The sequence below is a fragment of the Rothia sp. HMSC066G02 genome, from assembly GCF_001813145.1.
Classification (GTDB): domain Bacteria; phylum Actinomycetota; class Actinomycetes; order Actinomycetales; family Micrococcaceae; genus Rothia.
In genome coordinates this window covers 29,819-42,101 of sequence record NZ_KV811590.1, presented here as the reverse complement: position 1 = coordinate 42,101, position 12,283 = coordinate 29,819, and the positions used below count along the sequence as shown (strand labels likewise).

The window sequence follows — 12,283 nt, the reverse complement described above, 5'->3', positions numbered from 1 at the left end:
TTTATAGCGTCCAAGTTTCGGGGCGCAGTTCATACCGGGGTAATCGGTGGGTCCTACCGGGATCGAACCGATGACATCCACGGTGTAAACGTGGCGCTCTACCAGCTGAGCTAAAGACCCGTAGTTCTCACTGATTTGTTTTTGTTTCAGTGGCGAACACAAGAGAAAACTATACGGGCTTTTGAGGTGCCACGCAAATCCAGAACACGTGTTCTATGTCTCAATATTTTTTTCATTTTCCCACCGCACCCAACATCAAGCCACACCAAGCCACAGCTACCCTCCCCCTCAGAAACAAGCCACACCCTCTCATTCCGCGCCATTCCGCCCACCCCACCATTCCGCGCTATATAGGTGCAAAAAGACCCTAACTAGTACTTTTGATGCGCATATTTTTCGCTTAGAGAGCTAAGCCGCGAAACCCACATCACAAAAACCTTCGTTTGATGCCAAGAAGCCCACATTTAGGTCTAAGATAGTAGAGATAAGTAGCGAAGTAGACCCCACGGATCTATGGCGCTTAAACACAAAGATTGTTCGACAACGCAACATCGCGGGCGGGCGATCTCACAACCGCACAGAAGAGAGGTTGGATTAGTTTGGCTAACGTACCGAACGAGCACTCCCTGAGCACCCTTCTTGATGGCCTGAAGGACATCGACGTAGAAGAGACCCAGGAGTGGGCCGAGTCCCTCGAGGACCTTATCAAGACTCACGGCACCGAGCGTGCAGAGTACATCCTTCGCGCACTGCTCAAGGAGGCTGGCGAGAAGGGCGTTAAGGTCCCGACTCTGGTCAAGACCGACTACATCAACACCATCCCCGTCGACCAGCAGCCCGAGTACCCCGGTGATGAGGAACTCGAGCGCCAGTACCGCGCATGGATTCGTTGGAACGCAGCAATTATGGTTCAGCGTGCCCAGAAGAAGGGCATCGGCGTTGGCGGTCACATCTCCACCTTCGCAGGTGTGGCTGACCTCTACGAAATGGGCCAGAACCACTTCTTCCGCGGCCGTAACCACCCCGGTGGCGGTGACCAGGTCTTCTTCCAGGGTCACTCCTCCCCCGGTGTCTACTCCCGCGCATTCGTTGAGGGCGTCCTGACCGAAGAGCAGATGGACGGCTTCCGCCAGGAGAAGACCAAGGGCGCAAACGGTATTCCTTCGTACCCGCACCCCCGTTGCATGCCCGAGTTCTGGCAGTTCCCGACCGTTTCCATGGGTCTGGGCCCCCTGAACGCAATCCACCAGGCATCCTTCAACAAGTACCTGCACAACCACAAGATCAAGGACACCTCCGAGCAGCACGTCTGGGCATTCCTGGGCGACGGCGAAATGGACGAGCCCGAGTCGCGTGGTGCACTGCAGCTGGCTGCAAACGAGCACCTGGACAACCTGACCTTCGTCGTCAACTGCAACCTGCAGCGTCTGGACGGCCCCGTTCGCGGTAACGGCAAGATCGTTCAGGAGCTCGAGGCATTCTTCCGCGGCGCAGGCTGGCACGTCATCAAGGTCCTGTGGGGCTCCGACTACGACGAGCTGCTCAAGAAGGACAAGAGCGGCAAGCTCATCCAGCTGATGAACGAGACCCTCGACGGTGACTACCAGACCTTCCGTGGCGAAGACGGTGGCTACATCCGCGAGCACTTCTTCGGCAAGTACCCCGAAACCAAGGAACTGGTTGCAGACCTGACCGACGAGCAGATCTTCAACCTGCGCCTGGGTGGCCACGACGACAAGAAGCTCTACGCAGCCTACAAGGAAGCTATGGAGACCAAGGGCAAGCCCACCGTCATCCTGGCACAGTCCATTAAGGGTGCAGAGCTCGGCCCCTACTTCGAGGCACGTAACTCCACCCACCAGATCAAGAAGTTCACCATGGAAGCACTGAAGGGTTTCCGTGACCACCTGAACATCCCCATCTCCGACGAGGAGCTGGAGAAGGATCTGTACAACCCGCCGTATTACCTGCCCGAGGCAAACCACCCGGCACTGCAGTACATGCAGGCACGCCGCAAGGAACTCGGCGGTTACATCCCCGGCCGTGCAAACACCCAGCCTGAGATTATCCTGCCCGAGTCCAAGGTCTACGCACAGACCAAGAAGGGCTCCGGCAAGCAGACCGCTGCTACCACCATGGCGTTCGTCCGCCTGATGAAGGACCTCATGCGTGTGAAGGGCTTCGGTCACCGTATCGCTCCCATCACCCCCGATGAGGCACGTACCTTCGGTATGGACTCCTTCTTCCCCTCGGCTAAGCTGTACAACCCCAACGGTCAGAACTACGTGCCCGTTGACCACCAGCTCATGCTCACCTACACCGAGTCCCCCGAGGGCCAGATCGTTCACGTGGGTATTAACGAGGCAGGCGCAACCGCTGCGTTCATCGCACTGGGCTCCTCCTACGACACCCACGGCGAGCCGATGATCCCGATTTACATCTTCTACTCGATGTTCGGCTTCCAGCGCACTGGCGACGGCTTCTGGGCTGCTGCCGACCAGCTGTGCCGCGGCTTCGTCATCGGTGCAACCGCAGGTCGTACCACCCTGTCCGGTGAGGGTCTGCAGCACAACGATGGCCACTCCCCGATTCTGGCGTCCACCAACCCGGCGTTCAAGATCTACGACCCGGCTTACGGCTACGAGATCGCTCACATCGTGGAGCGCGGTATCGAGCAGATGTACGGTACCAAGGACGAAGACCACAACGTCATGTACTACCTGACCGTGTACAACGAGCCGATTCACCAGCCTGCTGAGCCGGCAAACGTTGACGTTGAGGGCATCATCAAGGGTATCCACAAGATCAGCGAGTCCCCGCTGACCTCCGGCCCCAAGGCACAGCTGCTGGCATCCGGCGTTGCTGTTCCGTGGGCTGAGAAGGCTCAGCAGCTGCTGGCTGAGGACTGGGGCGTCTCCGCAGACGTCTGGTCTGTCACCTCGTGGACCGAGCTGCGCCGCGACGGCATTGCCGCTGAGGAAGAGGCTCTGCTGAACCCGAACCAGCCCGCTCGCGTTCCTTACGTGACCCAGAAGCTGGCTGGCGCTGCTGGCCCGATCGTCGCGACCACCGACTTCGCTTCGGATGTTCCCGACCAGATCCGCCAGTTCGTTCCGAACGACTTCGCAACCCTGGGTGCTGACGGCTTCGGCTTCGCAGACACCCGCCCGGGCGCACGTCGCTTCTTCCACATCGATGCAGAGTCGGTTGTTGTCCGTACCCTGCAGATGCTGGCAAAGCGCGGCGAGGTTGCAGCAGACGTTCCCGCGAAGGCATTCGCTAAGTACGACCTGCTCAACGTGAACGCTAACTCCGAGCTGGAGCAGCACTAAGCATTTAGCTGTAGAACCCCGGTTCTGCGTTAGAAGCTAAACGATGCCCCCGGTTGATGATTCATCAACCGGGGGCTTTCGTGTTTTAACTGTGAAGGGGTGCAGGATACCCGAGCTGATTCCTGTCGATATGCTCGTTGACTATGCGTTTCTTACGTAATAAATCAGACGTGACCGGAGTTTTGGTTGCCTGGTGCGTCTAGCCGGCGAAGTGGCCGGTCACCTCCGCCAAACGCGCCGGATTCACCAAATCAGGGTGCGTACCCTCCAGCAGCACCGCACGGAACGACGACGCATGCGCCGCCCAACCCGCCGCGTCCAAATACGGCTGATCCTCATGCGGCACACCCACCAGCAACACATCACCATCAAAGAACGCCTGCTCAGCACCACGCATCAACGCCGCCGAAGCACGCATACTACCCAGGCACACGCCCAACTTCTCCTCCGGTAGGTAACCCATCGCCGAACCCGCCTTCTGCAGACGCTCCAACGTACCCGGCAGGTCAAGCTGCTCACCAGCCGCAGGCTCCGGCAAACCGCCCATACGCAGCAGCGCACGGAAGCTCTCCTGCTCATCCGGCGCAGGCACGCCCTGCCACTGCTCCGAAGGATACGCATCCAACAGGATGACACGCTCAACCTGCGCACCCGCAGCCTGCGCCAGGGCCGCCACCTGCACCGCGGCAGTACCGCCCACAGACCAGCCCATCAACGCAAAACGACGCGGCAACGAACGCTCCGCCAGGGTCTTCTCAATCAGCTTCAGGTAGCCCTCAGCCAGCTCCTGCAGGCTCGACGCAAACCCGGCCTGCGGGTCAGAGAACGCCTCAGCCTGCAAAGCATACACACCCTGCTGAGCCGGAAGATGCGAGAGGTACCCCGCATAGCACCAGCCCAAACCACCCGCGGGCGGCAGAATAAACAGCGGCGCGGGGGCCTCGGTCGTATCGGGGACAACGGGCTGCTCACGCTGAGTCACAACGTGTTCGCGCTGAGTCAAAATGTGCTCACGCAGCGGCAGAACCGGCGCGAACTCCGCGCCCTCGCCGCGCTCACCAGCAATGGACGCCACCAAAGCCTGCACGGTCGGATGCGCAAAAAGCGCACCGATGCTCACGCTCAGACCCAGCTGCTCTTCAACCGCGGCAATCACCTCAAGAGCCGCCAGCGAATGACCGCCCGAAGCGAAGAAATCCTCATCCACGCCGAAACGCTCACGACCCAGCACGCCCGCAATAATCGAGCACAGCTGCTGCTCCAGCAGGCCGTGCGGGCCCTCAGCATCAGAAGTCTGAGGGGTCAGGTCGAGGGACGCCAACAGCTTGCGATCCGCCTTACCGGAGGGGCTCACCGGCAGAGCAGGCAGGGTGTGCCACAGGGTCGGAACCATGTAGTCCGGCAGAACCTGCGCACAATGCTCGCGCGCCGCCTCCACCAGCTGCTCGGCACGCTCAGCGGGCACGTCGCCCACCTCCAGCACCGCCGCCAGGGCAGGCTCACGCAGACCGCGGTACAGCAGAGCCACCGAAGCGCTCACGCCCTCAACCGCGGCAAGAGCCATCTCAATATCGCCCAGCTCCAGGCGCTGACCGCGCACCTTAATCTGATAATCCGTGCGGCCGCGGTAGCCAATGACGGCGCGACCATCGGGAAGAATCTCCCAGCACGCCAAATCACCCGTACGGTACAGGCGCTGACTCTCACCGTTCAGCAGCGCGAGCGCACCGGCAGGAGCCTGCTCCACAAAAGCCGCCGCGGTCGCCTGCGGGTTGTTCTTGTAGCCGCGCGCCAGCTGCACACCCGACAGGTGCAGTTCGCCCGTCACGCCCACCGGCACGGGGTGGCCGGTCGGGTCAAGAATCAGGGTGCCGGTGTTCCAGACCGGCTCGCCAATGGGCACGCTCTCGCGCTGCGGGTCGGTGGAGGTCTCCCAGAAGGTCACGTCCACCGCCGCCTCGGTCGGGCCGTACAGGTTCAGCGGGTACACGCCCAGAACCTCGCCCGCAGCCTGCACCTGGTCCTTCTGCAGCGCCTCACCCGAGCAAACCACATAGCGCAGGGCCTGCTCTCGACCCTGACCGAAGCCAGCATCAGCCAGGATGCGGCGCGCCGCCGGCGAAGAGGTCAGCGCCGACAGCATGGTCGGCACAAAGTGCACCGCCGTGACGGACTGCTCGGCAATCACGCGCGCCAGGTAGGCGGGGTCGCGGTGCCCATCCGGGGCGGCAATGACCACGGCGGCACCCTCGGCGAGCGGCCAGTACAGCTCCCACACGTGCACGTCAAAGGAGATGGGGGTCTTGTGCAGAACGCGGTCGCCCTCCCCCACCGGAATCTGGTGCTGCTGCCAGCGCAGGCGGTTGTCAATCGAGCGGTGGCTGATGGCAACGCCCTTCGGACGGCCCGTGGAGCCGGAGGTGAAGAGAACGTAGGCGTCCTCGTCCAGGCCGGTTTTCGCGCCCGGAAGCTCCTCAGCGGCGGGTGCCTGTACAGCTTCCTCGATGCTCAGCTGCGGTAGGGTGTGCTGGGGCAGGTTTGCGTGACGCTGCGGTTCCTGCGGGTTCAGCTCTTCCGCGCTCAGCGGCTGCAGACCGGGGCCGTGCAGAAGCAGGGAGCACTCGGCGTCCTCCATCATCACGCCCACACGCTCGGCGGGCAGATCAGGAAGCACCGGAACGTAGGTGGCGCCAGCGTACAGCAGGGCGTACAGCGCCACGTACTGCTCGGCGCCGCGGTGCACACGCAGACCCACTGCGTCGGAAGGGCGAACACCCCAGTCCAGCAGCTGCGCGGCAAGCGCACGGGCGCGCTCGTCCAGTTCGGCGTAGGTGAGGGCGCGGTCAAAAGCGTAGGCGCGCTCCGACTCGGGGGTGAGCACCTCACCGGGCGCGGGGGCAGAATCCAGCACCGCGAGCGCCTGCGGATGCGCCGCCACCGCATCACGGAAGCGACCCAGCAGGGTCTTGTACTCCATCGGGTGCTCGGTAAGCGCCGGGGCGGTCAGCTCGCGCAGGGTCGCAAGCTCCGCCTCGGTCGCCAAACCAAGGTTGTTCAGGGAGGCGCCCTCGCGCTGCGCCTCCGCCGCGTAGGCGGGCAGCCACTCGCGCAGGCGGGCGGCGTGACGTTCCAGCTCCTCAGCGGTGTAGAGCGCCGGGTTCATGTCAATCTCGCAGGAGATGCTGTTGCCGCGGCCGGGCATGCCGCGCAGGGTGAAGGTCGCGTCAGCAACGGGACCGGCAGAGATATTGTGAATACGCGCAGTCGGTACCGGCTGTACAGTTCCGGACTCGTCCTTCGAGGGTGCCGCCAGCGGTAGCACCGCGTCAAAGGGCACCACGTTAATCTGCGCACCAAACAGCCTGGACTGGGCGTTACGCGCGGTACGTTCGAGGTCTTCCTGACGAGCCAGCGGATGCTCCGCGTTGCGGGCGTACTGTTCCTTCACCGAGTGCAGGGACTCCGAGATGGGGCAGGTCGCCGCAACCTGCACCGGCAGAACGTTCACCGCGGTACAGCCGGTCTGCGCGCTCGCCGTACCCAGGGCGCGGGTCGCCTCCGGCAGGGTGCGGGCGAACATGCGGTTCATCTGCGGCACGCCGAACGAAGCCTGCGGGTAGCCGCCCACACGCGCCAGGTAGGAGCCGACGGCGGCGGTCGCCAGCACGGGCCAGGAGACAGCGTGCTGCTTTGCCGCATCCAGCAGGGCCTGCTGGGTGGGCACGTCAATGCTGAACGCCAGGCGCACAGACTGCGCCGACGGGGAGGCGGTACGACCCGCCAGCGAGGTGTCTTCCTGCTCCAGGGCGCCGCTCGCCTCCCAGAAGGCGACGTCTTTGTCACGGGCGGTGGAGGCGGCATCGTCGGCGTCGAGCAGCTGCTGCAGGCTCATGCGGCGGGTTGCCGGAACCGGCTGACCGGCGGACAGGGCGCGGTATATCGCCGCCACGCGGGAGAGGCCGTTGAACGCGGCGAACCCGTCGGCAACCACGTGGGAGAACGAGTGATAAACCCAGAGGAACCCGCCGTAACGCGCCACTGCGCTACGCACGGTCACGCCCTCATCGGTGGCGAGGGGCTGGGCGAGCAGACGCTGCGCCCAGGCACGCACCGGCGCGGGCAAATCAGAGTCGGGCAGGGCTGAGTCAGGCAGGTCAGAGGCGTTCTCCTCCCCCGCCTCGGCGGTGCCGCTCAGCTCGCCCTCCTCCAGTTCGCCCCCGTCCAGTTCGCCTCCGTCCACGAGCAGGTCAATACCCTCGAGGAACGCCTCAAGCGGCAGAATCTGCTGGGAGGCGGCACCATCGGCAATGCGGGTGCGCACGCGGAAGCCCTCGTTCTCGCGGTAGAGCTGCTCAAAAGCCTCACGCAGCAGGGCGAGGTCGGTGTCTGCGGGGCATTGCAGAACCTCCGCGGTGTTGTAGCAGGGGTTCGTCGGGTCAATCGCGGCGGCAAAGTAGATGCCGCGTGCGTTAGTGGTCAGCGGTAGCCAGGGGCTGTCAGCGCTGTGCTGTGCGGAGGGGTTCGCGGCGGTGCGAAGGTCGGAAGCAGTCCCGAAGCTAGCGGGTGCGGTAGTATCAGCTACGCCCATGGTGGCCTCTCAAAGGTCTGGATTAGGGGTCTGGATTAGGGATGAGATATGCGGTGTGTTAAAGGTAGGTGTGAAAGGTAGGCTACTGCCCCGCCGCTTCACGCTGGCAGAAGTGCGCTGACAGAAGTGCGCTGACAGAAGTGCGCTGACAGGGGTAAACGCAGCTACACAACACGGCGTAAAACCGGCGCACAGAAAAACGAGGCGAGTAGCAAACACCCCGGGTACCCGCCTGCATTCGCGGCAGGCGGGCACTCGGGGTGTGATAACGCTTAGCCCAGGCGGGAGGCGATGAACTCCACGGTCGGGTTCTCCACCAGCTCGGTAAACTCAATTACGGCGCCCTCAGCGGCAAGGTCGTCGAGCAGGGCGAATGCGCCCATAGAGTCCATGCCTAGGGAGAACAGGTCGGTGGTCGGCTCGTCAAAAGCGGTCTGCAGGGAGTCGGGCTCGACGATGTACTTCTCCATGATGGGGCGCAGGGTCTCAAATGCGGACATTTTTCTCCTCAATAGGGGTAGGAATAAGGGCGTACGGTTTAGCTGAAAATGGTCAGCTCAAAGGGTTTAGCCGAAAATTTCGGCAAGCTTGGCGCGCAGTTCGCGGCGAGAAATCTTACCCACGTTCGTGGTGGGCAGCTCCTGCAGAACCTGCACGCGCTCCGGGATCTTGAAGTCGGCGAGCTTCTTCGAAGTGAAGAACTCGTGCATCGTGCGGCGCGGGTTTTCGCCCAGGTCGGCGCCTTCCTGCGGCACAATGACCAGGCCCACACGCTCGCCCACAGTCTCATCCGGGATGCCCAGAACCACGGCGTCAAAAACGTCGGGGTGGGTCAGCGCCAGCTCTTCAATTTCGTCCACGGCAATCTTCTCGCCGTTGCGGTTAATCTGGTCCTTCGCACGGCCGGTCACCTCAAGGTACTTGCCGGCAACCAGTCGCACAATGTCGCCGGTGCGGTAGAAGCCGTCCTCGGTGAAGCCGTAACGGTTCGCGTTCTCCTCCAGGTAGTAGCCGCGAATCGTGTACGGGCCGCGGGTGAGCAGGTGGCCGCTCTCGCCGCGCTTGACCGGCTGGTCCTGATCATCAACAATCAGGATTTCGTCGTCGGGGCTGATCGGGTAGCCCTGGGTCCTCAGACGCAGCTCAATCGGGTCGGTCGAGCGGGTGTAGTTCACCAGGCCCTCAGCCATGCCGAACACCTGCTGAACGGTGCAGCCGAGCACCGACTCAATCTTGCCCGCAACCGCCGGGGCCAGCTTCGAACCGCCCACCTGCAGGGTCTGCAGGGACGGCAGGGACACGCCGCGCTTCTCCGCGGAGGCGACCCATGCCTGAGCCAGCGGCGGCACCAGCGCGGAGGTGGTCACACCCTCCATCTCAATGAGGTGGAACGCAGTCTGCGGGGACGGATCCGCCGCAAACACCAGCTTGCCGGAGGCGCACATGACGCCCAGAATACCGGGCGAGCTCATCGTGAAGTTGTGCGCGGCGGGCAGCACCACGAGCATGGTCGTGTTGTTGTTCAGCTTGCAGATATCGACCGAGCCGCGCACCGAGTACAGGTAGGCGGCGTGGGTGCGAGGAATCAGCTTCGAAATGCCGGTCGTACCGCCGGAGAGCTGCAGGAACGCCACCTGCTCGCTCGCACGCAGGTTCTCGGTGTTCTGAATGACGCCGGGCACGAACTCTTCAGCGAGCTCTTCTTCGGTCAGCGGGGTCAGCGGCTCCGCAACGTCAATAGCAACCGGCGGCTCCAGGGAGTTCTTGCGCAGCTCGGCGGCAACGTCCTCGTGCAGGGCGGTGAAATCTGCGCCCGGGGTCAGCGAAGAGAACACGTGCGCCGCAGCGTCGGTGCGGGTCGCAAAGTGCACGAGCTCGGTGGTGCGGTGCTGCGGCAGGCAGAACACCGGCAACGCCGCCGCCCAGAAAATACCCAGCAGGTACACCAGGTACTCGGCGGTGTTACCCAGCTGCAGCAGCACACGGTCACCGGGCTGCACGCCAGCCTGAACGAGGCGCGCCGCAGCGGCACGACCTGCCGCCTCCAGCTCACCGTAGGAGAGGCGAATCTGCTGGGGCTTGCCGTCCTCATCGAGCTGCGCGTGCGAGAGCGCCACCAGCGCCGGGAAGTGCGGCTTCGCGCGGCATGCATCTAGCAGGAACTCGGGGATGGTCTGGTCAATCCAGTAGCCGGCTTCGCGGTACTTCGCGGCAAAAGACTCGGGGATGAGCGGCGTGGGGGCCAGGGGGCTACGTTCTACGGTCATCTTCTCTCGATTTCTGTGTCGTTTGCGGTTTCTATAGCGCTCACGTGCTGCGTGCGTTCGCAGCGTGATGCCATCTCGTCAATGAGGGCGGGTGCGCAACCTGCGCCGGGTACCCTTCGGCACCCCTCGCGGCGCGGTAGTGTTGCACTTCTCTTAGGCTGTACTTCTCTAGGATACGGGCGCGGCGGTGTTTACCCTAACGGGAACCGCGCACGCCCACCATGCGGGGTGTGCTCTACCCGTGCAGGATCCCTAGGCGATCTCTCGCTACTCCTCAGCTAAGCTCCGCTCAGCGCGCTCAGCCTCCCGGCGGGCAGCAATAATACGTTCCAACGCCGGCACAATCGCACCACGCCAGCACGCATAATCGTGACCGCCGTTGAAGGTCGTGCAACGCACATTCTTCAGGCCCAGCTTTTCCAGGCGCTCCTTCAGCTCGCGGTGAGGAGGCACCAGAACCCACTCCTGCTCCCCCACCTCAATCTCAAGGTACAGGTGGCGCAGGCGGTCGATCTCACCCGCCGCTTCCAGCTCGTCCAGGCGGTCCATGACCTGCGGTTGCCACAGCGACGAAGACTGCGCGATCGCGCCGCCAAACGCCTCCGGGCGGCTCAGCACCGCCAGCAGGGAGGACAGCCCGCCCAGCGACTGACCGTTAATCACAATGTTCTGCGGCGCGGTCTTAATGCAGTGCACTGCCTCCAGGTGCGGGAACGCGATCTCTACCAGGTAGTCGGCAATCGGGTTGTCGCCGTTCAGCTCCTTCCAGCGGTTCTCACGACCGCCAGAGTGCAGGAAGAACACGTGCATCGCCGGAATACGACCGGCCTCGTGGGCACGGTTGAGGGTGTGCTCCATACCCTGGCTGAACCACATCTCACCGTCGAACTGGATGAACAGCGGCGCATCCGGGGCGGGGTCACCCACGCGGCCGAGCACATACTGGTGACCGTCAGAGGTCTGCATCCACTCGGGGGCGGGCAGCGCGTCAATCTCTTCCTGAGTCAGGAGGAACTCCTGCACCGGCGCGTGCTCAAGCTGCACCACACCCATGCAACGACCGATACGGTTGCACGCGGTCTCGGGGTTCAGCGGGTCGCCCTCGCCGGAGTCCAGTGCGGCGCGCAGGCGCACCTGGTCGTCATCGCCCAGCCAGGCGGGGCGCTCGCCGGGCAGCGCCGGCAAGAAGTTGTAGGAGGCGCGCCAGGTGGTTTCCATCTGCATGCTCAGCTGCCACCAGGCGGTGCCCTCAATGCGGGTCATGAGGGAACGGTCGAGGTTCTTCTCATCGGTCAGGCGGTTGATGAACATGAGCACCTGCTCCGCCTGCTCATTGTGGTAGAGGAAGGTGACGATGCGCTCGTTCTCGCTGATGCTGCCGTCTTCGCGGTGCACCGGCTCAATAATGGGGGTGCCTTCGGAGACGGCCTCAACGATGCGGGCGTTCAGCTCTTCGGGGCTGACCGCCTCGGCGATGAGGGCGCTGATGAGGGGGCTGTCCACGCGCGGTGCCGGTACGGGGCGCGGGGTTTTAGGAGGGGTCGGGCGCACAGCCGGCGCAACGGTACGCGGCTGCGCAGAAGTAGCCTGTTCAGAAGTGTTCTGGGCAGAAGTATTCTGTGCAGAAATACTCTGCGCGGGAACGGTCGCGGTGGGTTCGTGCTCGCCCAACGGTTCCTCCTTGGTCTGTGGAAACACTCAATCGGTGAGAATCGGTGAGGAGGCGCATTATCGTTAGTTAGCCTCTACTACCTCACTCTATGGTATCCCTTACCCAAACTCCAGCCAAAGGGAAAAGCGAAAGAACCACAACATGACATTCATGACAGCGAGCGCGGGCTCCTAAAACCCAAGCGCAAGCCGCCACAACCCCACCTAAGACCAACCCAGCCCAGCCCCACCTAAGACCAGCCCAGCCCAGAAGTTAAAAGAGATGAGGCACCGAGACCGTGCATCAAACCTTCAAACAGTGAAGGTCTCATGCGGCAGTCTCGGTGCCTCATCTACGGGTTCCCAAAATGGAACCTACCCAGTGCTCGGAGCCGTTCATGCGTCAAAGACGGGCGAGCACCGGGTAGGCGCCCTACGCGCAGGGG

General features: G+C 63.1%; 5 protein-coding genes and 1 tRNA gene. 1 reads left to right on the top strand and 5 read right to left on the bottom strand.

The annotated features are described in order from the left end of the window. Positions 1–47: 47 nt before the first annotated feature. A tRNA-Val gene (locus HMPREF2894_RS04060) sits at positions 48–120 on the bottom strand. Between the two features lie 479 nt (positions 121–599). Here HMPREF2894_RS04060 and aceE point away from each other — a divergent pair. Then, a complete protein-coding gene (aceE, locus tag HMPREF2894_RS04055) occupies positions 600–3,332 on the top strand; it encodes a pyruvate dehydrogenase (acetyl-transferring), homodimeric type (RefSeq protein WP_070605447.1) in 2,733 nt (910 codons plus the stop codon). Between the two features lie 199 nt (positions 3,333–3,531). Here the strand turns inward: aceE and HMPREF2894_RS04050 are convergent, their stop codons facing one another. The 4 genes from HMPREF2894_RS04050 to HMPREF2894_RS04035 form a co-directional block, all read right to left on the bottom strand. Further along, positions 3,532–7,920 carry a non-ribosomal peptide synthetase gene (locus HMPREF2894_RS04050; RefSeq protein WP_210399397.1) on the bottom strand — a complete coding sequence of 1,463 codons (4,389 nt, stop codon included), beginning with the start codon at positions 7,918–7,920 and terminating at the stop codon, positions 3,532–3,534. A 272-nt stretch (positions 7,921–8,192) separates the two neighbouring features. Beyond that, positions 8,193–8,420, bottom strand: coding sequence for a phosphopantetheine-binding protein (locus HMPREF2894_RS04045; protein ID WP_005507422.1), 228 nt, complete (start codon positions 8,418–8,420; stop codon positions 8,193–8,195). Positions 8,421–8,486: 66 nt separating this feature from the next. After that, positions 8,487–10,187 (bottom strand): (2,3-dihydroxybenzoyl)adenylate synthase, encoded by a 1,701-nt coding sequence (locus tag HMPREF2894_RS04040; protein ID WP_070677928.1) that lies wholly within the window; start codon positions 10,185–10,187, stop codon positions 8,487–8,489. Positions 10,188–10,454: 267 nt separating this feature from the next. Next, entirely contained in the window at positions 10,455–11,858 is a 1,404-nt protein-coding gene (locus tag HMPREF2894_RS04035) for an enterochelin esterase domain-containing protein (protein WP_141754527.1), read from the bottom strand. Positions 11,859–12,283 lie beyond the last annotated feature (425 nt).